Genomic DNA, 21837 nt, shown 5'->3' on the forward strand with positions numbered 1-21837 from the left:
GCACCGGGCCACCGGTCTTGGTACAGCAGTACCTAGCAGCCGAGCAGACGGCTGCCGAGGTAGGCCTGGATCTGGTCCAGGGAGACGCGCTCCTGCTTCATGGTGTCGCGCTCGCGCACGGTCACCGCGTTGTCGTCCAGGGTGTCGAAGTCGACGGTGACGCAGAACGGGGTACCGATCTCGTCCTGGCGGCGGTAGCGGCGGCCGATGGCGCCCGCGTCGTCGAACTCGATGTTCCAGTTCTTGCGCAGGTCGGCGGCGAGGCCCTTGGCCTTCGGCGACAGCTGGGCGTTGCGGGACAGCGGCAGGACGGCGACCTTGATCGGGGCCAGGCGCGGGTCGAAGCGCATCACGGTGCGCTTCTCCATGACGCCCTTGGCGTTCGGCGCCTCGTCCTCGACGTACGCGTCGAGCATGAAGGCGAGCATGGCGCGGTTGACACCGGCCGCCGGCTCGATGACGTACGGGGTGTAGCGCTCGCCGGACTCCTGGTCCAGGTAGGTCAGGTTCTGACCGGAGGCGGCGGAGTGGGCCTTGAGGTCGAAGTCGGTGCGGTTGGCCACGCCCTCGAGCTCGGAGAACTCGCTACCACCGAAGTTGAAGCGGTACTCGATGTCGGCGGTGCGCTTCGAGTAGTGGGACAGCTTCTCCTTCGGGTGGTCGTACCAGCGGATGTTCTCCTCACGGATGCCGAGGTCGCGGTACCAGTTCCACCGCTCCTGCATCCAGTACTCCTGCCACTGCTCGTCCTCGCCCGGCTTGACGAAGAACTCCATCTCCATCTGCTCGAACTCACGGGTGCGGAAGATGAAGTTGCCCGGAGTGATCTCGTTCCGGAAGGACTTGCCCATCTGCGCGATGCCGAAGGGCGGCTTCTTCCGCGAGGTGGTCTGCACGTGGGCGAAGTTGGTGAAGATGCCCTGGGCGGTCTCGGGGCGCAGGTACGCCTTGGAACCGGTGTCCTGGGTCGGGCCGAGGTGGGTCTCCAGCATGCCGGAGAACTGCTTGGGCTCGGTGAACTGGCCCTTCACACCACAGTTGGGGCAGTTGATGTCGGCGAGACCATTGGCGGGCACACGGCCGTGCTTGGCCTCGTACGCCTCTTCAAGGTGGTCCGCGCGGTGGCGCTTGTGGCAGGAGGTGCACTCGGTCAGCGGGTCCGAGAAAGTGGCGACGTGGCCGGAGGCCACCCACACCTCGGGAGCCAGGATCACGGACGAGTCGATACCGACAATGTCCTCACGCCCGGTGACCATCGCCTTCCACCACTGGCGCTTGATGTTCTCCTTGAGCTCGACACCCAGCGGGCCGTAATCCCAGGCGGCCTTGGAGCCGCCGTAGATCTCACTGCACGGGAAAACGAAGCCACGGCGCTTGCTCAGGCTGACGATGGTGTCGATCTTGTCGGCGGCCACGGTGCTCTCTTCATTACGAGGACGAACGGCGAAGCCTTTAGGTTACCGGCGCCCGCACCCCCCCTTTCAAATCGGTTCCCCTTGCAGCGCCTCCCGCCCGGGCCCCCCACCTGGGTTTTTGACAATCGTTTCCATCTTTGATGAAAATGGATGTCATGAACGTACGACGCCTCATACCCACCGCCGCCCTCGCCGGAGCCGTCGCCCTCGGCGCCACGGCCCTGACCGCCTGCTCCGGAGCCGGCGCCGCCGGCAGCAAGGACGGCAAGATCGCGGTGACGGCGTCGTTCTACCCGATGCAGTTCCTCGCCGAGCAGATCGGCAAGGAGCACGTGAAGGTCGACGGCCTGACCAAGCCCGGCGTCGAACCGCACGACCTGGAGATCACCCCGAGGCAGACCGCACAGCTCGGCGAGGCCGACGTGGTCCTCTACCTCAAGAGCCTGCAGCCCGCCGTCGACAAGGCGGTCGCCCAGTCCGGCGTGAAGAACGTCGTCGACGCCGCGACCCTCACCGCGCTGGAGGTCCACGGCGCCGGCCACGACCACGGGGCCGAGGAGGGCCACGCCGAGGGCGAGGGCCACGACCACGACCACGCGGAGGGCGGCCGGGATCCGCACGTCTGGCTCGACCCGGTCAAGTACGCGGAGATCGCCAAGGGCGTCGGCGCGGCCCTGGAGAAGGCCGACCCCGGTCACGCCGCGGACTACAGGAAGAACAGCGACGAACTGGTCGGCAAACTGACCGCGCTGGACACGGAGTTCAAGGACGGCCTGAAGAACACCGCGTCCAGGACCTTCATCACCACCCACTCCGCCTTCGGCTACCTCGCCGAGCGCTACGGCCTCGACCAGGAGTCCATCGCCGGCGTCGACCCCCAGTCCGAGCCGAGCCCGGCCCGGATGAAGGAACTCCAGGGGCTCGCGAAGCAGGAGAATGTCTCCACCGTGTTCTTCGAGGCCCTGGCCAGTGACAAGACGGCCAAGACCCTCGCCGCGGACACGGGCCTGAAGACCGATGTCCTCGACCCGCTCGAGGGAATCACCGACAAGTCCCAGGGCGCTGACTACTTCGAGGTCATGCGGTCCAACCTGAAGAACCTCCAGAAGGCGCTCGGAGCCAAGTAGATGACAGCAGCAACGGAGGCGCGAGCCATGCAGTCCACGCCACCCCAAGCAGCGGACCGACCCGTCATATCCCTGCGCGGGGCCAAGGCCTCGCTCGGCTCGCGCACCGTGCTGCGCGGCATAGACCTCACCGTCCACCGCGGTGAGGTCGTCGCACTGCTCGGCGCCAACGGCTCCGGCAAGTCCACGGCCGTCCGCGCCGTGGTCGGCCAGGTCCCCCTGACCGACGGCGCGCTCTCCCTCTTCGGCACCGACTTCAAGCGCTTCCGCGACTGGTCGCGCATCGGGTACGTCCCGCAGCGCACCACCGCCGCCAGCGGCGTCCCCGCCACCGTCCGCGAGGTCGTCTCCGCGGGCCGGATCGCCCGCTCCCGCTTCGGGATCCTGCGCAGGGCCGACAAGGCCGCCGTCGAGCGCGCCCTGGCCCTGGTCGACATGGAGGAGCAGGCCGCCGCCTCGGTCAACGCCCTCTCCGGCGGCCAGCACCAGCGCGTGCTCATCGCCCGGGCCCTCGCCGTCGAACCAGAACTGCTGATCATGGACGAGCCGATGGCCGGCGTGGACCTCGCCAACCAGGAGGTCCTCGCGAGCGCCCTGCGCGAACAGAAGGCCCTCGGCACCACCGTCCTCCTCGTCCTGCACGAGCTGGGCCCGCTGGAACCACTGATCGACCGGGCCGTCGTCCTGCGCGACGGCTGCGTCGTCCACGACGGCCCGCCCCCGGAGGCGGTCGGCCAGCATGCCCTGCCCGGCCACGACCACGTACACCCCCACGCGGCGCACGACGCCGAGCCCCTGCGGACGGGACTGCTCAGCTGATGGACCTCTTCGAATACGCCTTCATGCAGCGGGCCCTGATCGCGGCCGCCCTCGTCGGCATCACGGCGCCCGCGATCGGCACGTACCTCGTCCAGCGCCGCCAGGCCGTCATGGGCGACGGCATCGGCCACGTGGCCATGACCGGTGTCGCCCTCGGCTTCCTGCTCAACACCAGCCCGGTGTGGACGGCCTCCCTGGTCTGCGTCGTCGGCGCGGTGGGCATGGAGTACATCCGCTCGCGCGGGAAGACCAGCGGCGACATCGCGCTCGCCATGCTCTTCTACGGCGGCCTGGCCGGCGGCGTCCTGATCATCAACCTCGCCGGCGGCTCCGCCGCCAACCTGAGCGCCTACCTCTTCGGCGGCATCACCGCCGTCGCGCCGCAGGACGTCACGGCCGCGGTGATCCTCACCGCGTTCGTCCTCGCCGTCACCATCGGGCTGCGCCGCCAGCTGTTCGCCATCAGCCAGGACGAGGAATTCGCCCGCGTCACCGGCCTGCCGGTGCGCGCGCTGAACCTCCTGATGGCCGTCACGGCCGCCCTCACCGTCACCGTGGCGATGCGCATCGTCGGCCTGTTGCTGGTCAGCGCCATGATGGTGATCCCCGTCGCGGCCGCCCAGCGGGTCACCCGCGGGTTCGCGGCGACGCTGACGCTGGCCATGGTGATCGGCGTGACGGTCTCCCTCAGCGGCGTGACCACCACGTACTACCTCGACGCACCCTCCGGCGCGGCGATCGTGCTGCTCGCCATCGCCGTGTTCGTCCTGATGACCGCCGTGTCGGCGCCGCTGGCCAGGCGCCGGGCGAAAACGGCCCGCGCCGCCGCCGAAGAGGTCTGCACGAGGGACGATGTGAAGGTCTAGATGAGTCGGCCGCCTGGCACAATGGGCCGAGGCCGATACGAGGAGGAACCGGTGGCGACTGCGCCTGGCGAGATGAATACCGCGCCAGTACGAGGACGATCCACCCGGCAACGGGCCGCGGTCGCTGCGGCACTGGACGAGGTGGACGAGTTCCGCAGCGCGCAGGAACTCCACGACATGCTCAAGCACCGCGGCGACTCCGTGGGCCTGACCACCGTCTACCGCACGCTCCAGTCGCTCGCGGACGCCGGCGAGGTGGACGTTCTGCGCACCAGCGACGGCGAGTCCGTCTACCGCCGCTGCTCCACCGGCGATCACCACCACCACCTGGTCTGCCGCAAGTGCGGCAAGGCGGTGGAGGTGGAGGGCCCGGCCGTGGAGAAGTGGGCGGAGTCCATCGCGGCCGAGCACGGCTATGTGAACGTGGCGCACACGGTGGAGATCTTCGGTACCTGCGCCGACTGCGCGGCGACCGCCCAGCCGTAGCGGCGACCGCCCAGCGGTAGCGGCGGCCGCCCGGATCGCCCGGGCCCTGTCCGGGCGACAGGACCTGGACGGTCTAGAGCCGCTCCAGCTTCCCGTCCAGGAGCGCCCGCAGCGCGTCCTGCTCCCCGGGGTCCGCGAGGCCCCGCTTGGGCAGCAACGCCCCGCCGAGCACCTGCTTGTCGCCGGTGAAGACCATGAAGGTCGAGGGGGTCTCCGCGTAGCCCGACAGCGCGCTCCAGCGCAGGTGGGTGGAGCCCTGCGCGGAGTCGACGGTCACGCCCCCGCCGTCGACGACCGCCCGGCACTCCCCCGCCGCCGCCAGCAGCCCGCGGGTCGACCGGGCCATGAACCGGTGGCCGAACAGCGCGAAGGCCCAGCCGAAGAGGCCCACCACGGTCAGCGCCACGGCGGACCCGACCGACCCGCCGTCCTGCGCGACGAGGACGGCGGCGTACGACGGCCCCACCATGCCGATGAGGAAGAACGGCAGGCGCTGGCGACGGCCCGCCTTCGACCGGCCGCGGGCCCGCAGGCCCTCCGCCATGTCGGCGACGGTCGGCGTGTAGCGGAGCTCGACAGCCCGCCCCGCCGACGCCGACTCGTGTATCCGGTACAGCTGGTCCCCGCCCGTGTCGTCCATGAGCGGGGATCTTAGTGCCGGGTCAGGCCGAGCCCTCGGCCTGGTTCGGGACGGCCCCGCCGAAGCGGCGGTCGCGCTGGGCGTACTCCAGGCAGGCCTGCCAGAGGTTGCGCCGGTCGAAGTCGGGCCACAGGACGTCCTGGAAGACCATCTCGGCGTACGCGCTCTGCCAGATCAGGTAGTTGGAGGTGCGCTGCTCGCCGCTGGGGCGCAGGAAGAGGTCCACGTCCGGCATGTCCGGGTAGTACATGTACTTCGCGAAGGTCTTCTCGTTCACCTTCGACGGGTCCAGCCGGCCCGCCGCGACGTCGCGGGCGATGGCCTGCGCCGCGTCCGCGATCTCCGCGCGGCCGCCGTAGTTGACGCAGAAGTACAGGGTCATGGCGTCGTTGTCGACGGTCTGCTCCTGGGCGACCTGGAGCTCCTGGACGACCGACTTCCACATCTTCGGCATGCGGCCGACCCAGCGGATACGGATGCCCAGCTCGTTCATCTCGTCGCGGCGGCGCCGGATGACATCGCGGTTGAAGTTCATGAGGAAGCGGACCTCGTCGGGCGAGCGCTTCCAGTTCTCCGTCGAGAAGGCGTAGAGCGAGAGGTTCTTGACGCCCATCTCCAGGCAGCCCTTGAGCACGTCGAGCACGACGCCCTCGCCGACCTTGTGGCCCTCGGTGCGCGGCAGACCGCGCTCCTTGGCCCAGCGGCCGTTGCCGTCCATGACGACCGCGACGTGGTTCGGGACCAGGTCACCGGGGATCTTCGGCGGGACCGCGCCGGAGGGGTGCGGTTCGGGAACCTTGTACTCGCGGCGAGAGCGCCCCAGAATCCCGCGTCGTGCCATGTGCCCAGCTCCTATTTCTCGACGTATCGCAGGGAGCGTAGCCCGCGCTCCAGATGCCAGTGCAAATAGGCGGACACCAGCCCGCTGCCCTCCCGCACGTGACGCGCCTCGCACGCGTCGGCATGCCCCCAGTCGCCCGTCAGCAGGGCGCTGAGCAGGGCGATGGCCTCCGACGAGGGTACGACGCTGCCGGGCACCCGGCAGTCCCCGCATATGACCCCGCCCGCGGCGACGGAAAAGTGCCGGTTGGGTCCGTGGATGCCGCACTTCGCGCAGTTCTCGAAGCTGGGCGCGTAGCCGTTGACGGCGAGGGAGCGCAGCAGGAAGGCGTCGAGGATCAGGTGGGGCTCGTGCTCGCCGCGCGAGAGCGTGCGCAGGGCGCCGACGAGCAGCAGGTACTGCTGCACGGCGGGCTCGCCCTCGTTCTCGGTGAACCGCTCGGCGGTCTCCAGCATGGCGGTGCCGGCGGTGTAGCGGGCGTAGTCGGTGACGATGCCGTTGCCGTACGGGGCGATGATCTCGGTCTGGGTGCAGAGCGGGAGGCTGCGGCCGATCAGTTCGCTGCCCCGGGCGAAGAACTGCACGTCGGCGTGGGAGAAAGGTTCCAGCCGGGCGCCGAATTTGGACTTCGTGCGCCGGACGCCGCGGGCGACGGCCCGCACCCGGCCGTGGCCGCGGGTCAGCAGCGTGATGATGCGGTCCGCCTCACCCAGTTTCTGGGTGCGCAGCACGATGCCGTCGTCGCGGAACAGACTCATGCGCCCATTGTCCCGTACGGCGGCGGGACGGCGGGCAGTGCGTCGCTCCGGTGGACGGCAGCGACCCCGGCCGGGCGCGGGGCCCGGCCGGGGTCACCCCTTGGGAGGGTCAGGAGGTCGGGGTCCGGGCCGCTTCGCCCTCACCCGACTGGGCCGGTACGGCTGCCGCGGATTCCTCGCCCGCCGCCGGCTGGGCGGGCAGTTCGACCTTGGGGGCGTCGTGTGCGTCGTCCTTGCCCAGGCCGTTGAAGACCAGGTTGAGGACGATGGCGGCCGTGGCACCGAGCGTCACACCGCTGTTGAGCAGGGAGGACAGGTCCGGGTCCATGTGCTTGGTGAAGAAGACCGGGACGGTCGCGGGGAGCAGGGCGAAGGCGAGGGAGACGCCGACGATCAGCGCGTTCTTCTCCTCCTTCAGGTCCACCTTGGCCAGGGTCTGGATGCCGGCCAGGGCGACCATGGCGAACATGACGGTCGCGGCGCCGCCGAGGACCCCGTGCGGGACGGCGGCGACGATCGCGGCGGCCTTGGGCAGCAGACCCAGGATGATCATGAAGACACCCGCGGCGACGACCACGAACCTGCTCTTCACCTTCGTCATCCGCACCAGGCCGACGTTCTCCGCGAAGGCCACGTACGGGAAGGAGTTGAGGACACCGCCGAGGGCGGTCGCGGCACCGTCGGCACGCAGGGCGCGGGCCACGGTCTCGCTGTCGACGTCCTTGCCGACGATGTCGCCGACGGCGTAGGTGTCACCGGTCGTCTCGACCATGGTGATCAGCATGACGATGAGCATCAGGACGATCGGGAACCACTCGAACTTCGGGACACCGAAGTGGAAGGGGGTGGTGACGCCGATCCACTCGGACTTGCTGACGTCGCCGAACTTCGCGTCCCCGAGGAGGAAGGCGACGGTGGTGCCGACGACCAGGCCGAGGAGGATCGAGATGCTGGAGAGGAACGGCTTGCCGATCTTCATCAGGACGAGGATGAAGAGCATCGTGCCGCCGGCGTAGGCGAAGTTCTTCGGGTCTCCGAAGTCGGGGCTGCCGAGGCCGCCGGCCGCGTCGTTGAGACCGACCGGGATCAGGACGATGCCCAGCACGGTGATCACCGTTCCGGTGACGACCGGCGGGAACAGCCGCATGACGGTCCGGAATGCCTTGGCCGGCAGCCAGGCGAAGGCGAAGGTGGCGATACCGGCGGTGATCACCGCGCCGTAGATGACCAGGAGGGCGGCGGTACCTCCCCCGGCGCCGAGGCCGATGGCGATCATCGGGGAGACCGCGGTGAAGGTCACGCCCTGGATCAGTGGCAGTCGCGCACCGATCCGGCCTATGCCCCAGGCCTGGATGATCGACGCGATGCCGCAGGTGAAGAGGTCTGCGTTGATCAGATAGACCAGCTGTTCAGGGCTCAGCTTCAGCGCGTTGCCGACGATGATCGGAACGATCACCGCGCCGGCGTAGAAGGCGAGTACGTGCTGGAAGCCGTACAGCGCGAGCTTGGGGACGGGGAGCACCTCGTCGACCGGGTGCGTGCTCTGCTCTCCGTCGGTGGAAAGCCGGGCGGCGACACGTGCCATCTCAGCCTTGCCCTTCAAGGTAGGTAAGTGAGAGGAGATCTGGTTGTCCCTGGGCGCAGTGGGTCGCTAACCCGTTGATACGCCAGGGTTGTCAGTGCGTTCACGGTGAGGTGAATCGAAGCCGCGCTGTGTTAACGGCGCCGTCTTGTCGTGTGACCGGAATTGAACGCCTGTGGGGGGCCTCACAGATATCGTCGACTTCTACAAACTGTTGACCTTCGAGCGGGCCCGATCTGTAGGTTTCTCCAGTGGTGCGAAGCTCTCGGCAGGGGTATGCGAAAAGAGGTTCGGAACCGAGTGTTCCCGCCGCGCGACCGCGAAGCACATATGCCATGACGTGCGGATACGCGGTTTGCAGCCCTTCGGGCAGGCAAACTCGAAGGCGCTGTTCCGGCCGTCCGACTGGTGGACACATCGGGCACAGAGGGCACTCCCGTGCCCTTCACACGGCGTTCACGCGTCCCGAAATCGGCCCTGCGAGGCCGGATCGTTACGTCGCAGGAGGCCGTTTCGGGCGGATCCTGCCCACGGACCGGACACGGAACGGCCCTGCGCCGGTTCCCCGGGCAGGGCCTCGTGTCCGATCCGCGGAATCCGGCTACGGCGCGCGTACCGCCGAGAGCAGTCGGGCCACCTCGTCCGTGTCGATCCGCAGCGCCGAGCCGACCGTGGCGAGCACCTCGCGCTCGGCCGGGGTGTACGGGCCGTCCGCGAGCGCGATACGGGCCCCCTGGAGCAGGATCGACTCCCGGCCCGGGCCCGCCAGGTGCGGAGCCAGCGGCTCCAGGGCCTCGTGGAGCTCTATCGACAGTGCGGCCCCGCAGCACTCGGGGACGTCGTACAGCCCGAGCCGGCCCTCGTCCGTGGACAGCGCCTCCACGAGGGACTCCAGCTGCCCCTCGGTGCAGTCCTGGAAGCCCGCGGCCCGTACGGCGCCCACCGCGGCCTCCAGCGCGCCGCGCGAGGCCGTTCCGCCCGCGGTGAGCACGGCCAGCGCCACGGTGTGCACGGCGTCGCGCAGCAGGGCCGTGAAACGGGTCGTGGTGAGGTGGTCCAGGACGTCCGTGTCGAAGCGCGCACGGCAGCCCTGGCACTCGATGACAGGCCCGGCCTGCCCGCGGGGCACCAGCGGCACCCCGAGAACGGTGAACCGGCGCCGTCCGGTGCGCCGGCGGTAGTTGCGGTCGCCACCGCAGGCCGGGCAGAAGAACTCCCCGTCGCCCACGGTGCTCCAGGTGGTACGGGTGCCCCAGACCGTCAGCTTCCGGCCGTCCCCACCCCGAACTGGCAGCACGTCGCACCTCCGTAACCTTCCGGCAACATCGCCGGGTTGGCGTGATGTTAGCCACATCGATGAGGATGCGTCAGTCGTGTGACAAGACAACATCTCCCGCGCCCCGGACTTGGCCGGTCTGCGCCCCCGACATCCCCGCGTCCCCTCCCCGTGCCCTCTAGGGTTCGCCGCATGAACGAGAAGTCCTGTCTGGTCACCGGCGCCGCGAGCGGGATCGGCCGCGCCACCGCCCTGCTGCTGGCCCGCTCCGGAGCCCGGGTGACCGCGGCCGACATCAATGGCCCCGGGGTCGAGGCACTGCGTACGGAATTGGCCGCCGAGGGGTGCGCGATCACGGCTGTCGCCGGTGACGTCGCCGATCCGGAGGCCAATCGTGCGATGGTCACGGCCGCCGTGGGGGCCTACGGGCGCCTGGACGTCGCCGTGGCGAACGCCGGGGTGCTCCCCCTGTCCGACGTACGGGAGACCAGCCCCGAGGACTGGGACCACGTCATGGCGGTCGACGGCCGCGGGATGTTCCTGACCTGCAAGTACGCCATCGAGGCGATGACCGCGCAGCCGCGTCCCGGCGGCGCGCTGGTCTGCGTGTCCTCGATCTCGGGCGTCGCCGGGCAGGCGCGCCAGGCCGCGTACGGGCCCGCGAAGTTCGTGGCGTCCGGGCTGACCAAGCACCTCGCGGTGGAGTGGGCCGCGCACGGGATCCGGGTCAACGCGGTGGCACCGGGAACCATCCGTACGGAGCGGGTGATCGCGCTGAAGGACGAGCCGGGCGGGCCCGAGTACCTGTCGGAGATCGCGGGGGCGCACCCGATGGGCCGGCTCGGCGAGCCGGAGGAGGTGGCCCGGGTCATCGCCTTCCTGGCCTCGGACGCGGCCTCGTTCGTGACGGGCGTGGTCCTGCCGGTGGACGGCGGCTACCTGGCCCGCTGAGCCGGCGCGGGGACGACGGAACCCCGCCCCCCTCACGGAGGGAAGGGAAGGGGGCGGGGTTCACGTACGGAGGATCAGCGGCCCGCGCGGTTGACGGCGGAGATGACCGCCTTCAGGGAGGCGCGGGTGGTGTTGGCGTCGATGCCGATGCCCCACAGGACACGGCCGTCGATCGCGCACTCGATGTACGAGGCGGCGACCGCGGAGGCGCCCTCGCTCATGGTGTGCTCGGTGTAGTCCAGCAGGCGGGCGTCGATGCCGATGCCGGCCAGCGCGTCGAAGAAGGCCGAGATCGGACCGTTGCCGGTGCCGTTCAGGACCGTGTCCACACCGTCCACGACCGCCTCGACGGTCAGCGTGTCCGTGCCGTCCTTGTCGGTGGCGGTGGAACCGGAACGCAGCTGGATGCGGCCCCACGGGTTCTCGGGGTTGGGCAGGTACTCGTCCTCGAAGACCGACCAGATCGCCTTCGGCGTGACCTCTCCGCCCTCGGAGTCGGTCTTGGCCTGGATGATCCGGGAGAACTCGATCTGCATGCGGCGCGGCAGGTCCAGCTTGTGGTCGTTCTTCAGGACGTACGCGATGCCGCCCTTGCCGGACTGCGAGTTGACGCGGATGACCGCCTCGTAGGAGCGGCCGACGTCCTTCGGGTCGATCGGCAGGTACGGAACGGCCCACTCGATGTCGTCGACGGTCTTGCCCCGGGCGGCCGCGTCGGCCTCCATGGCGTCGAAGCCCTTCTTGATGGCGTCCTGGTGGGAGCCGGAGAAGGCGGTGTAGACGAGGTCGCCCGCGTAGGGGTGGCGCGGGTGGACCTCCATCTGGTTGCAGTACTCGCTGGTGCGACGGATCTCGTCGATCTGCGAGAAGTCGATCTGCGGGTCGATGCCCTGGGAGAACAGGTTCATGCCCAGGGTGATCAGGTCGACGTTGCCGGTGCGCTCGCCCTGCCCGAACAGACAGCCCTCGATGCGGTCGGCGCCGGCCATCAGGGCCAGCTCGGCGGCGGCGACGGCGGTGCCGCGGTCGTTGTGCGGGTGGACGGAGATGCAGACGTGCTCGCGGCGGGTCAGGTTGCGGGCCATCCACTCGAAGCGGTCCGCGTGCGTGGACGGCGTCGAGCGCTCCACGGTGGCGGGCAGGTTCAGGATGATCTCGCGGCCCTCGGCCGGCTGCCAGACGTCACAGACGGCCTCGCAGACCTCCAGGGCGAAGTCCAGCTCGGTGTCGGTGAAGATCTCCGGGCTGTACTGGTAGCCGAAGGTGGTCTCGGGACCCAGCAGCTTCTCGGCGTACTCCATGACCAGGCGGGTGCCGTCGACGGCGATCTGCTTGATCTGCTCCTTGGAGCCGCGGAAGACGACCCGGCGGAAGGTCGGGGCCGTCGCGTTGTACAGGTGGACGGTGGCGCGCTTCGCGCCGACCAGGGACTCCACGGTCCGCTCGATCAGGTCCTCGCGGGCCTGGGTCAGTACGGAGATGGTGACGTCGTCCGGGATCGCGCCCTCTTCGATGATGGAGCGCACGAAGGCGAAGTCGGTCTCGCCGGAGGAGGGGAAGCCGACCTCGATCTCCTTGTAGCCCATGCGCACCAGCAGGTCGAACATCTCGCGCTTGCGGGCGGGGGTCATCGGGTCGATCAGCGACTGGTTGCCGTCGCGCAGGTCGGTGGAGAGCCAGCGGGGAGCCTTGGTGACGCGGGCGTCCGGCCAGGTGCGGTCGGGGATGTCGACCTGCTCGTAGCGGCCGTACTTGTGGATCGGCATCCTGGAGGATTTTTGGGTGTGGGTCGCGTTCGTGATGGGCGTGGGGCGACCGACAAAAGGCTGCTGGCTCATGGCGTTGGGCTCCTCGCGTGTCCGCGTGTAGTTCGCTGGGACGGCCGACGGCGGTCGTAAAAACCGCAACACCAAACTCCGCGGGGAGGGGGTCGGCCTACGACTACAGACCCTCGCCGCGGCAGCTAAGGAGAAGCAGCCCGAAACGCATGATGGGCCGAGCCTATCCGAGCCGCGCCGTATCGCGAGGACCTGTTTCAGTATGCAAGACCCAGGGGTCCGATTTGCACCAAATGTGAGCCAAGCCTCTTTCGTTCCGCCCGGGTCCGGTCGTTCCGTCAATCCGGCGCCACCGCTTTCAGACAAGTGAATGAATCATGGTCGCAGGTAGTGACACCGTCATGACCCACTGCCACATTGCCGGGCATGGATGCCTCCCACACCCACCGCCATCACCCCGTCTTCTGCACCGTCGTACCGCCGCACCTCCTCGACAAGGCCGCCCTGTCCGAGGACTCCCGCCGCGCCGACCTCGCCCAGCGCACCCTCGAACGCGACTCCCTGCTGCGCACCCGGCGCCGGGTCACCGCCGTCCGCGGAATCGTCCCCACCCTCGCCGCGCCCGCCTCCGACGACCCGGACCGGACCATCTACGACGCCCAGCACCGCACCCGGCTGCCCGGGACCAGGGTCCGCGGGGAGGGCGACCCCCTGAGCAAGGACGCCACCGTCAACCGCGCCTACGCCGGGCTCGGGGCCACGTACGAACTGTTCCTGAAGGGCTTCGGCCGGCGCTCGATCGACGACTCCGGGCTCCCCCTGGACGCGAGCGTCCACTACGGCGAGGAGTACAACAACGCCTTCTGGGACGGCCAGCAGATGGTCTTCGGCGACGGGGACGGGGACCTCTTCCTCGACTTCACCGTGTCGGTGGACGTCATCGGCCACGAGCTGACCCACGGGGTCACCCAGTACACGGCGAACCTGGTCTACCGCGGCCAGTCGGGCGCCCTGAATGAGTCGATGTCGGACGTCTTCGGCTCGCTGATCAAGCAGTACTCGCTGGAGCAGACGGCCGAGGAGGCCGACTGGCTGATCGGGGCCGGACTGCTCGGCCCCAACGTCACCGGGGTCGCACTGCGCTCGATGAAGGCCCCGGGCACCGCGTACGACGACGACGAGCTGGGCAAGGACCCGCAGCCGGCCACGATGGACGACTACGTGAACACCCACAGCGACAACGGCGGCGTCCACATCAACTCCGGCATCCCCAACCACGCCTTCTACATCGTGGCGACCGAGCTGGGCGGCAAGGCCTGGGAGCGGGCCGGGCAGATCTGGTACGACACCCTGACCGGGGGCGCCCTCACCCCCCGGGCGGACTTCGCGGACTTCGCCCGGCTCTCGACCGCGGCGGCCGTCACCCGGTACGGGGACGGCGGCGCCGAGCACCAGGCGCTCCAGAAGGCCTGGTCCGCGGTGGGTGTCCCGCTCGCGGGGTAGAGGGCACCCATGCGCATTCAGGTGGTACGGACGGGCGGCTTCGCGGGCATCGAGCGCCGGGCCGAGGTGGACACCGCGGGCCGGCCGGACGAGGACGAGTGGAAGGCCCTGGCCCAGCTCGCGCTGCGGCCCGGTCCGCCGGGCGACCCGGCGGACCGGGTGCGGGACGGCTTCTCCTACCGGATCACCGCGGACGGGCGGACGGTGGCCTGCGCGGAGCCGAACCTCTCGGACGCCCAGCGGGCGCTGATCTCGCGCGTGCTGAAGGAGGGCGCCTGAGCGGGTCCGGAAAGGAGGTGCCCGCGCGGCGCCCCTTTGTTTGGATGGCCGGATGACCGACCACATGATCGATTCAACGCTGTCCGAGCTCGAGCGGTACTACGACACGGTGCCGCGGGTGGGCGGCGCCCGCGCCGAGGACTTCGGGCCCCTGACCCTGTTCGTCCAGGAGGGCACGGGCTGGCCGTACTACGCGCGGCCCGCGCTCGGCGGCCCCGCGGCGACCCGGGCCGACGTGGAGCGGGTCTGGCAGCGCCAGCGGGAGCTGAAGGTCCCCGAAGCCTTCGAGTGGGTGGCCGAAACCAGCCCCTCGCTCCGGGCCGCGGTGGAGGCGGCGGGGCTCCATGTCCACGCCCACCCGCTGATGGTGCTGGACCCCTCGGCCGAGGCCCTTCCCCCGCACCCGGAGGTCCGGCTGCTCGATGCGGACGACCCGCTGCTGACGGCCGCGGTGACGGTCCCGGCCCTGGCCTTCGCGGACCCGGGAACGGCCGTGGGCGAGGCGGGCCCCGCGGAACTGGCGGCGGCGGTGGCGGAGCCGGCGGCCGAGGAGGGCCGGGCGCGGGTGTCCGGAAAGCTGGCCGCGGGCACCACGGCCCTGGCCGCGGCCGTACGGGACGGCGTGGTGCTCTGCGCGGGCCAGTACAACCCGGTCGGCGACGTCGTCGAGGTGGTGGGGGTCGGCACCCTCCCGTCGGCCCGCCGCCAGGGCCTGGCCCTCGGGGTCACCGCCGCCCTGGTCGCACTGGCCCGCGCGCGCGGCGCCCGTACGGTCTTCCTCTCGGCCGGCGACGAGGCCGTGGCCCGCGTCTACGCCCGGGTCGGCTTCCGCCGGGTGGCCACGGCCCTGATCGCGGAGCCGCCGGCGGAGCCCACGGGCTGACGACGGATTTGCCGGAACGGCAACAAGGTTTGCCCGTGCGGCCGGGGCGGGCGCAGCATCGGCCGTACCGGCACCCGTACTGGAAGAGGCAGCCATGACCGAGCACACGCACACGCACGCCCACCACTCCCCCGCGCCCGGGGCGGCGGCGGGCGAGGAGTTCTGGGACGGCCGCTACGGGGAGAGCGACCGGATCTGGAGCGGCGAGGCCAACGCCATGCTGGTGCACGAGGTGTCCGGCCTCGCCCCGGGCCGGGCCCTGGACCTGGGCTGCGGGGAGGGCGCCGACGCCGTCTGGCTGGCCCGCCGCGGGTGGACCGTCACCGGGACCGACATCTCCGGGGTCGCCCTCGGCCGGGCGGCCGGGCACGCGGCGGACGCCGGGGTCGCGGACCGCGTCTCCTTCGCGCGGCGGGATCTGACGGAGTCCTTCCCCGAGGGGGAGTTCGACCTCGTCTCGGCGTGCTTCCTGCACAACTACGGGGACTTCCCCCGTGACGCCGTCCTGCGCACGGCCGCGGCGGCCGTGGCCCCCGGCGGCACCCTGCTGGTGGTCGGCCACGCGGGCTGGGCGCCGTGGCAGGAGGAGCAGGAGGAGGCGCACTTCCCCACGCCCGAGGAGGTCCTCGCCCAGCTGGAGCCGGTCACGGCGGGCTGGGAGGTACTGCGGGCCGAGGAGACCGAGCGGATCCAGAACCAGCCCGACGGTACGCCCGGGACCCGTACGGACAACGTGGTCCGGGTGCGCCGGCCCGCCTAGCCGAACGGACGGACGGACGGACGGAACGACGAACGGACGCGGCCCCGTGCGGGGCGGCGTCCGTTCGTCGTAGCGTCGTCGCGTGGTGCGGCTCGCGCGTCAGAAGCCGAGCTTGCGCAGCTGCTTGGGGTCCCGCTGCCAGTCCTTGGCGACCTTCACGTGGAGGTCGAGGAAGACCGGGGTGCCGAGCAGCGCCTCGATGTGCTTGCGCGACTTCATCCCGACCTCCTTCAGGCGGGAGCCCTTCGGGCCGATGATGATGCCCTTCTGGCTCGGCCGCTCGATGTAGACGTTGGCGTGGATGTCGAGCAGCGGGCGGTCCGCCGGACGGTTCTCGCGCGGGATCATCTCCTCGACGACCACGGCGATGGAGTGCGGGAGCTCGTCGCGCACGCCTTCCAGCGCGGCCTCGCGGATCAGCTCCGCGACCATCACCATCTCGGGCTCGTCGGTGAGGTCGCCCTCGGGGTAGAGCGGGGGGCTCTCCGGCAGCAGCGGCGCGATCAGGTCGGCCAGCAGCTGGACCTGGCTGTCGCCGACGGCCGAGACGGGCACGATCTCGGCCCACTCGAATCCGAGCTCGGCGCCGAGCTGGTGCACGGCCAGGAGCTGCTCGGCCAGCTGCTTGGACTCGACCAGGTCGGTCTTGGTGATGATGGCGATCTTGGGGGTCTTCTTGATCCCCGCCAGCTCCTTGGCGATGAACTTGTCGCCGGGGCCGAGCTTCTGGTCGGCCGGCAGGCAGAAGCCGATGACGTCGACCTCGGCCCAGGTGGTCCGCACGACGTCGTTGAGGCGCTCGCCGAGCAGGGTGCGCGGCTTGTGCAGGCCGGGCGTGTCGACGAGGACGAGCTGGGCGTCGGGGCGGTGCACGATGCCGCGAACGGTGTGGCGGGTGGTCTGCGGCCGGTTGGAGGTGATCGCGACCTTGGTGCCCACGAGTGCGTTGGTGAGGGTCGACTTCCCCGCGTTGGGGCGGCCGACGAAGCAGGCGAACCCCGCACGGTGCGGGGCGGTGGACTCGGGGGAACGATCGCTCATACGGGCCATTCTCCCCGATGCGGCTCCCAGCGCCGACCAGATCACCGCAGCGAGGGCCGGCACGGCCGTGAGCGAGGGGTGTTCGGCGAGGCCCGCACGGCCCTGAGCTGTGGTTCCGTCCGCCCGGGCGCGCACCGTGACCTCCGCCCATTCCGCTCTGGGCGCGCCCTCCCAACGGGCGCTGAGCCGTACTTCCTGACCCGGCAGCAGTTCGGCGGGCAGCCCGTCGAGCGCGCGGCCGAGGAGCGGCCGGCCGAGCGCGCCGGTGGCGCCGACGGTGGCGCGGGGGCGGAGGGTGACATTGCCGATGTTGTGGAGCGTGTACGAGATCTCCGCGCCGGAGCCGCGACGGCGCACGGTGACCCCCCGGACGGTGAGGGCGGGCGCGGTGGGGCCGGTCACCCGCAGGTACACGCGGGCGGCGACGGCCTGCTGCACGCCGATCCCCCCGCCGGCGGTGGCCGCCTCCGGCCGGTCCTCCAGCGCCACGACGGCGCCGGGGTGGTCCCCCGGCTCGGCCCGGTCGGGGACGGTGAGGGTGAAGCCGACGACGACCGACCCGCGGGCCGGTACGGTGACCCGCTCCCGGTCGAGCTTCGCCCACGCGGCGGTGGCCAGCCGCGGCTCGTCGGGCCCGCGCAGCGCGAAGCCGCCGTCGCGGGCGGTGTTGTAGGCGTCCGCGGCGTAGAGCCGGAAGGTACGGGGCCGGTCGGTGCGGTTGGTGAGGGTGACGGCGTCGGCGACGCGCCGGCCGGGCGCGGCGGCGAGGTAGAAGCACGGACGCCGGCCGAGGGCGTTCGCGACGGGCAGCACGGACCACTGCCCGTCGTCCGCCGATGCCGTCCCGGCGGGCAGCAGTACGAGGCCCAGCGCGGCCAGGGCCGTTGCGAGCAGCGCGGCGGGCCGGACCCGGCGCCTCGCACGCCGACGGGGCCGGGTCCGCGTCACGACAGGGTCAGCGTCAGGACCGCCGTGTAGGCGCCCGGCGGGGTGTACGGCGGCACCCGGAGGGTGACCGTGGCGTCGATCGTGAAGGTGCCGCCGACCAGCGGGGCGTCGGGGGTGGAGGCGAGGAGGGCGCCGTCGGGGCCGACCACGCCCGCGCTGCCCGGCGTACAGGTGCTCCGGCTGCCCGCGGCCGCCACGCACGTCGGCGTCCAGGACAGGGAGGCCCCCGGGATGCGGATCCCGCCGGGTCCGGTGAAGTCGGTGACCTTGCCGGTCAGGGACCAGCCGGCCGGACCGCCGCGGGCGTCGGTGACGGTCACCGTCCCGATCCGGCCGGGGGCGGCCCCGCCGTCGCCGTACGGGACGGCGCCCAGGGTGATGTCCTGGCCCGTCTGGGTCATGCCGAGTGCGCCCGGCTCGACGGTGGCCGTGACCTTCTGGGTGCCGGAGGGCGGCGGGGTGAGGTCGACGACCGTGTACGCGGCCGGGCCGGAACCCTGGCGGGCCGACCAGGCGGCGCCCTCGTAGGCGACCACCGCGGTGGTCGCCCGGTCCGTGACCGCCAGCTCCACCAGGGCCGTGCCCAGCGCGTCGGCGGTGGCCACCGCCCGGTCGGCGGTCTCGGCGGCGCCCGCACGTCCGGCGACCGTCACGGCCGCACCCGGTGGGAACCCGGCGGCGGTGACCTTGACCCTGGCTCCCGGTCTCCCGTGGGCCGCGGCGAGGAGGACGCTGCGCAGGTTGGCCGTGGGCAGTGCGGTCGCGGTCAGGCGTGCGGAGACGGGAGCGGCGGACGCGGCGTCTGTGGTGCACGTGGTGTCGAGGTCCAGCAGGTGGCTGGTGTGCAGGGTGTAGTCGCCCGGGGTCAGGGTGGTCTCGCCGGGTGCGGTGACGGTGAAGGTGCCGGTCATGGTGACGGCGGGCAGGGCCGTGCCCGCCGGGACGGGGTCGTTGCGCTTGGCCCCGACCACGGTGACCTCGCCGCTCTGGGCGCCCGCCAGCAGGATCCGGCCGGTCGGGGTCAGCACGTCGGCGGGGAGTCCGCCGCCGGCCGCGCCGGGATCCGGGGGTGCCACGGCGGGGGTCCGGAGCACCTGGTAGGTCACCGTGACGGTGTCGCCGACCTGCGGTGCCGGGTTGTCGACGGTGATCCGGGCCGTGGTCGGCCCGTCCGCGGGCGGGAGCCCGGCCTCCTGGGGCGCCAGGCAGTGCGTGGGGAAGTCCACCTGGCCCGGGGGGCTCTCCCCCTCGGCCGCGGCGGGTGCGGCAAGACCGCCCCCGGTCGTGGCCGCCAGCACGGCCATGCCGACGACTGCCGGCCATCTCCGCTTCCGCACCCCTGTTCGCAACGCCCGCCCCTTAGGTTCCCTCGCGCCCGCGCCCCACGCAGGGGGCCATTCACGAGCGGGCGGTGGGAGAAGTCAATGCACGGGTCCGGCAGCAACTGATGGCCCATCAGGAGATGGCAGGGTCGGCCGGGGTGCCCCCATCGCCCCCGGCCCTGAAGGCGCGCCGGTAGGCCGTGGGACTCACTCCCAGCGCCGCCTGCACGTGCTTGCGCAGCGACTGGGCCGTACCGAAACCGCTGTCCCGCGCGACCTGCTCCATCGGCAGATCCGTCTGCTCCAGCAGCTGGCGCGCCCGCTCCACCCGCCGGCCGACGATCCACTGGCCGGGGCTGACGCCCGACTCCTCCCGGAAGCGGCGCGTGAAGGTCCGGACGGACATGGCCTCCTGCCGGGCCAGATCGGTCAGCCGCAGCGGCTCGTGCAACCGGTCCAGGACCCACGCGCGGGCCGCCGTGGTGGTGGCGAGCTGCGGCTCCGGCATCGGGCGCGCCACGAACTGCGCCTGCCCGCCCTCCCGGTGGGGCGGCACCACGGTCCGCCGGGCCGTCTCGTTCGCGACGGCCGCGCCGTGGTCGCGGCGCACGATGTGCAGGCACAGGTCGATGCCGGCGGCGACCCCGGCCGAGGTCAGCACGTCACCGTCGTCGGTGTAGAGCACGTCCGGGTCGACCCTGACGGCCGGGAAGAGCCGCTGGAAGTGCTCGGCGGAGGCCCAGTGGGTGGTGGCGGGGCGCCCGTCCAGATAGCCGGCGGCGGCCAGCACGTATCCGCCCGTGCAGATGGAGACGAGCCGCGTGCCGGGCCGGATGTGCGCGAGGGCCGCGGCCAGCTCGTCGGTCAGCCTGCCCTCCTCGTGCACCGGGCCCAGCTCGTACGAGGCGGGCACGACCACCGTGTCGGCGGTGGCCAGCAGTTCGGGTCCGTGCTCGACCTCGACGGCGAAGTCGGCGTCCGTGCGCACCGGCCCGGGGGCGAGGGCGCAGGTGAGGATCTCGTACAGCGGCCGCCCGGCCGGGTCCTTGGCCCGCCCGAAGATCCGGTGCGGGATGCCGAGCTCGAAGGGCAGCAGCCCGGTGAGCGCCAGGACGACCACGCGGTGGGTCTGCGGTTTCGACTCCATGGCCCGATCGTATCGAAGCATGACAGTCAGGCCACTGTCGAGGAAGGTACTGCAGGCCGGAAGCTGACCGCGTGACACAGACAGCCCCCGCCTCCACGGCCACCCCGCGCGCCCCGCGGCGGGCCGGGCGCGTCCACCGCGCCTGGTTCGTCGCCGCCGTCGCCTTCGTGACGATCATCGGCGCGGCCGGCTTCGCCTCCCTGCCCGGACTGCTCATCGAGCCGCTGCACGCGGAATTCGACTGGTCGCGCGGCACCATCGCCCTCGCCGTCTCGGTCAACCTCGCGCTGTACGGGCTCACCGCGCCCTTCGCCGCGGCGCTGATGGACCGCTTCGGCATCCGCCGGGTCGTGGTGCTGGCCCTGCTCGTCATCGCCGGCGGCGCGGTGGCCACGGTCCGGATGACCGAGCCCTGGCAGCTGGTGCTGTGCTGGGGCGTGCTCGTGGGCCTGGGCAGCGGCTCGATGGCCCTGGCCTTCGCGGCGACGGTGACGGGCCGCTGGTTCACCGCCCGGCGCGGCCTGGTCACGGGCATCCTGACCGCGGCCGGGGCCTCCGGCCAGCTGGTCTTCCTGCCGCTGCTGGCCTGGCTGGTGGACCACCACGGCTGGCGCCCGGCGACGGTGACGGTCGCGCTGTCGGCCCTGGCCGTCGTCCCCTTCGTCTGGCTGCTGATGCGCGACCACCCGGCGGACGTGGGGCTGGCGCCGTACGGCGGCACGTACGCGCCGAAGCCGGCCCCGGCCCCGGGCGCGGCCCGGCGGGCGCTGAAGGTGCTCTTCGACGCGGCCCGGACCGGCCCGTTCTGGCTGCTGGCGGGCACCTTCGCGATCTGCGGAGCCTCGACCAACGGGCTGGTGCGGACCCACTTCGTGCCCGCGGCCCACGACCACGGCATGCCGGTGACGGCGGCCGCCGGGCTGCTGGCGGTGATCGGCGTGTTCGACGTGATCGGCACGGTGGCCTCTGGCTGGTTCACGGACCGCTTCGAGGCCCGGCGGCTGCTGGCCGTCTACTACGCCCTGCGCGGGATCTCGCTGCTCTTCCTGCCGATCCTGCTGGCACCCTCGGTGCAGCCGCCGCTGGTCTTCTTCATCGTCTTCTACGGCCTGGACTGGGTCGCGACCGTCCCGCCGACGATCGCGCTGTGCCGCGAGCACTACGGGGACGACGGCGCGATCGTCTTCGGCTGGGTCCTGGCCTCGCACCAGGTCGGCGCGGCGGTGGTGGCCTTCCTGGGCGGCCTGGCCCGTGACCTCACCGGCTCGTACGACGTCGTCTGGTACGCCTCGGGCGCGCTGTGCGCGATGGCCGCGCTGATGGCGATGACGATCCGCCGCCGCCGCTAGCTCCGGCGGCCCGCGCCTCCGACCCCGCGGCCCCGCCGCCGCCTTCAGCCCCGCCCGGGCCCAACC

20 protein-coding genes are annotated in these 21837 nt (G+C 71.6%); 10 read left to right on the forward strand and 10 right to left on the reverse strand.

What is annotated here, in order from left to right:
• Positions 1–32: 32 nt before the first annotated feature.
• Entirely contained in the window at positions 33–1415 is a 1383-nt protein-coding gene (locus ACWGE1_RS29355) for a glycine--tRNA ligase (RefSeq protein WP_453423482.1), read from the reverse strand.
• 155 nt (positions 1416–1570) lie between these two features.
• On the opposite strand from ACWGE1_RS29355, the gene ACWGE1_RS29360 reads away from it, so the two are divergent.
• From ACWGE1_RS29360 to ACWGE1_RS29375, 4 genes are read left to right on the forward strand one after another with little or no spacing between them, the layout of a single operon-like run.
• Positions 1571–2542, forward strand: coding sequence for a metal ABC transporter substrate-binding protein (locus tag ACWGE1_RS29360; RefSeq protein WP_453423483.1), 972 nt, complete (start codon positions 1571–1573; stop codon positions 2540–2542).
• Complete coding sequence (locus ACWGE1_RS29365; protein ID WP_453423484.1) at positions 2543–3361, forward strand: metal ABC transporter ATP-binding protein; 819 nt, start codon at positions 2543–2545, stop codon at positions 3359–3361.
• Positions 3361–4227 carry a metal ABC transporter permease gene (locus tag ACWGE1_RS29370; RefSeq protein WP_453423485.1) on the forward strand — a complete coding sequence of 289 codons (867 nt, stop codon included), beginning with the start codon at positions 3361–3363 and terminating at the stop codon, positions 4225–4227. The genes ACWGE1_RS29365 and ACWGE1_RS29370 overlap by 1 nt, the downstream gene beginning before the upstream one ends.
• Positions 4228–4278: 51 nt before the next feature.
• On the forward strand, positions 4279–4713 hold the full coding sequence (locus ACWGE1_RS29375; RefSeq protein WP_373046343.1) for a Fur family transcriptional regulator: 435 nt from the start codon (positions 4279–4281) through the stop codon (positions 4711–4713).
• A 73-nt stretch (positions 4714–4786) separates the two neighbouring features.
• Here ACWGE1_RS29375 and ACWGE1_RS29380 read toward each other — a convergent pair whose 3' ends face one another.
• The 5 genes from ACWGE1_RS29380 to ACWGE1_RS29400 all read right to left on the reverse strand — a co-directional run bounded on the left by ACWGE1_RS29380 (position 4787) and on the right by ACWGE1_RS29400 (position 9831).
• The gene (locus ACWGE1_RS29380; protein WP_453423486.1) at positions 4787–5353 is read right to left on the reverse strand and encodes a YcxB family protein; all 567 of its coding nucleotides are present in this window, start codon (positions 5351–5353) and stop codon (positions 4787–4789) included.
• Between the two features lie 22 nt (positions 5354–5375).
• Positions 5376–6194 carry an isoprenyl transferase gene (locus tag ACWGE1_RS29385; protein ID WP_453423487.1) on the reverse strand — a complete coding sequence of 273 codons (819 nt, stop codon included), beginning with the start codon at positions 6192–6194 and terminating at the stop codon, positions 5376–5378.
• 11 nt (positions 6195–6205) lie between these two features.
• Entirely contained in the window at positions 6206–6952 is a 747-nt protein-coding gene (recO, locus tag ACWGE1_RS29390; RefSeq protein WP_033224711.1) for a DNA repair protein RecO, read from the reverse strand.
• Between the two features lie 109 nt (positions 6953–7061).
• Entirely contained in the window at positions 7062–8537 is a 1476-nt protein-coding gene (locus tag ACWGE1_RS29395; protein WP_453423488.1) for a nucleobase:cation symporter-2 family protein, read from the reverse strand.
• Between the two features lie 598 nt (positions 8538–9135).
• Entirely contained in the window at positions 9136–9831 is a 696-nt protein-coding gene (locus ACWGE1_RS29400; protein ID WP_453423489.1) for a TerB family tellurite resistance protein, read from the reverse strand.
• 171 nt (positions 9832–10002) lie between these two features.
• On the opposite strand from ACWGE1_RS29400, the gene ACWGE1_RS29405 reads away from it, so the two are divergent.
• Positions 10003–10761: an SDR family NAD(P)-dependent oxidoreductase gene (locus ACWGE1_RS29405; protein ID WP_453423490.1), complete on the forward strand. Its 759-nt coding sequence runs from the start codon at positions 10003–10005 to the stop codon at positions 10759–10761.
• Positions 10762–10835: 74 nt separating this feature from the next.
• Here the strand turns inward: ACWGE1_RS29405 and leuA are convergent, their stop codons facing one another.
• The gene (leuA, locus tag ACWGE1_RS29410; protein ID WP_453423491.1) at positions 10836–12599 is read right to left on the reverse strand and encodes a 2-isopropylmalate synthase; all 1764 of its coding nucleotides are present in this window, start codon (positions 12597–12599) and stop codon (positions 10836–10838) included.
• 366 nt (positions 12600–12965) lie between these two features.
• Here leuA and ACWGE1_RS29415 point away from each other — a divergent pair, with 366 nt between their 5' ends.
• The 4 genes from ACWGE1_RS29415 to ACWGE1_RS29430 all read left to right on the forward strand — a co-directional run bounded on the left by ACWGE1_RS29415 (position 12966) and on the right by ACWGE1_RS29430 (position 15964).
• A complete protein-coding gene (locus ACWGE1_RS29415; RefSeq protein WP_453423492.1) occupies positions 12966–14042 on the forward strand; it encodes a M4 family metallopeptidase in 1077 nt (358 codons plus the stop codon).
• Between the two features lie 9 nt (positions 14043–14051).
• The gene (locus ACWGE1_RS29420) at positions 14052–14321 is read left to right on the forward strand and encodes a protealysin inhibitor emfourin (RefSeq protein ID WP_266596609.1); all 270 of its coding nucleotides are present in this window, start codon (positions 14052–14054) and stop codon (positions 14319–14321) included.
• 64 nt (positions 14322–14385) lie between these two features.
• On the forward strand, positions 14386–15204 hold the full coding sequence (locus ACWGE1_RS29425) for a GNAT family N-acetyltransferase (RefSeq protein ID WP_453423493.1): 819 nt from the start codon (positions 14386–14388) through the stop codon (positions 15202–15204).
• A 94-nt stretch (positions 15205–15298) separates the two neighbouring features.
• On the forward strand, positions 15299–15964 hold the full coding sequence (locus tag ACWGE1_RS29430) for an SAM-dependent methyltransferase (protein WP_453423494.1): 666 nt from the start codon (positions 15299–15301) through the stop codon (positions 15962–15964).
• 99 nt (positions 15965–16063) lie between these two features.
• On the opposite strand, the gene era is transcribed toward ACWGE1_RS29430, so the two are convergent.
• The 3 genes from era to ACWGE1_RS29445 all read right to left on the reverse strand — a co-directional run bounded on the left by era (position 16064) and on the right by ACWGE1_RS29445 (position 20422).
• The gene (gene era, locus ACWGE1_RS29435) at positions 16064–17014 is read right to left on the reverse strand and encodes a GTPase Era (protein ID WP_030009070.1); all 951 of its coding nucleotides are present in this window, start codon (positions 17012–17014) and stop codon (positions 16064–16066) included.
• 935 nt (positions 17015–17949) lie between these two features.
• Positions 17950–19257, reverse strand: a complete 1308-nt coding sequence (locus ACWGE1_RS29440) for a beta-xylosidase (RefSeq protein WP_453423495.1) — start codon at positions 19255–19257, stop codon at positions 17950–17952.
• Between the two features lie 151 nt (positions 19258–19408).
• Entirely contained in the window at positions 19409–20422 is a 1014-nt protein-coding gene (locus ACWGE1_RS29445) for a GlxA family transcriptional regulator (protein WP_453423496.1), read from the reverse strand.
• A 71-nt stretch (positions 20423–20493) separates the two neighbouring features.
• Here ACWGE1_RS29445 and ACWGE1_RS29450 point away from each other — a divergent pair, with 71 nt between their 5' ends.
• Positions 20494–21771 (forward strand): MFS transporter, encoded by a 1278-nt coding sequence (locus ACWGE1_RS29450; protein WP_453423497.1) that lies wholly within the window; start codon positions 20494–20496, stop codon positions 21769–21771.
• Positions 21772–21837: the final 66 nt, after the last annotated feature.

The organism is Streptomyces sp. NPDC054932 (assembly GCF_053610205.1).

Excerpts from the sequence above, each read along its gene's own strand:
- ACWGE1_RS29360 (WP_453423483.1), top strand. The coding sequence starts at position 1,571 with ATGAACGTACGACGCCTCATACCCACCGCCGCCCTCGCCGGAGCCGTC.
- ACWGE1_RS29365 (WP_453423484.1), top strand. The coding sequence starts at position 2,543 with ATGACAGCAGCAACGGAGGCGCGAGCCATGCAGTCCACGCCACCCCAA.
- ACWGE1_RS29370 (WP_453423485.1), top strand. The coding sequence starts at position 3,361 with ATGGACCTCTTCGAATACGCCTTCATGCAGCGGGCCCTGATCGCGGCC.
- ACWGE1_RS29380 (WP_453423486.1), bottom strand. The coding sequence starts at position 5,353 with ATGGACGACACGGGCGGGGACCAGCTGTACCGGATACACGAGTCGGCG.
- ACWGE1_RS29385 (WP_453423487.1), bottom strand. The coding sequence starts at position 6,194 with ATGGCACGACGCGGGATTCTGGGGCGCTCTCGCCGCGAGTACAAGGTT.
- recO (WP_033224711.1), bottom strand. The coding sequence starts at position 6,952 with ATGAGTCTGTTCCGCGACGACGGCATCGTGCTGCGCACCCAGAAACTG.
- ACWGE1_RS29395 (WP_453423488.1), bottom strand. The coding sequence starts at position 8,537 with ATGGCACGTGTCGCCGCCCGGCTTTCCACCGACGGAGAGCAGAGCACG.
- ACWGE1_RS29405 (WP_453423490.1), top strand. The coding sequence starts at position 10,003 with ATGAACGAGAAGTCCTGTCTGGTCACCGGCGCCGCGAGCGGGATCGGC.
- leuA (WP_453423491.1), bottom strand. The coding sequence starts at position 12,599 with ATGAGCCAGCAGCCTTTTGTCGGTCGCCCCACGCCCATCACGAACGCG.
- ACWGE1_RS29415 (WP_453423492.1), top strand. The coding sequence starts at position 12,966 with ATGGATGCCTCCCACACCCACCGCCATCACCCCGTCTTCTGCACCGTC.
- ACWGE1_RS29420 (WP_266596609.1), top strand. The coding sequence starts at position 14,052 with ATGCGCATTCAGGTGGTACGGACGGGCGGCTTCGCGGGCATCGAGCGC.
- ACWGE1_RS29425 (WP_453423493.1), top strand. The coding sequence starts at position 14,386 with ATGATCGATTCAACGCTGTCCGAGCTCGAGCGGTACTACGACACGGTG.
- ACWGE1_RS29430 (WP_453423494.1), top strand. The coding sequence starts at position 15,299 with ATGACCGAGCACACGCACACGCACGCCCACCACTCCCCCGCGCCCGGG.
- era (WP_030009070.1), bottom strand. The coding sequence starts at position 17,014 with ATGGCCCGTATGAGCGATCGTTCCCCCGAGTCCACCGCCCCGCACCGT.
- ACWGE1_RS29440 (WP_453423495.1), bottom strand. The coding sequence starts at position 19,257 with ATGGCCGTGCTGGCGGCCACGACCGGGGGCGGTCTTGCCGCACCCGCC.
- ACWGE1_RS29445 (WP_453423496.1), bottom strand. The coding sequence starts at position 20,422 with ATGGAGTCGAAACCGCAGACCCACCGCGTGGTCGTCCTGGCGCTCACC.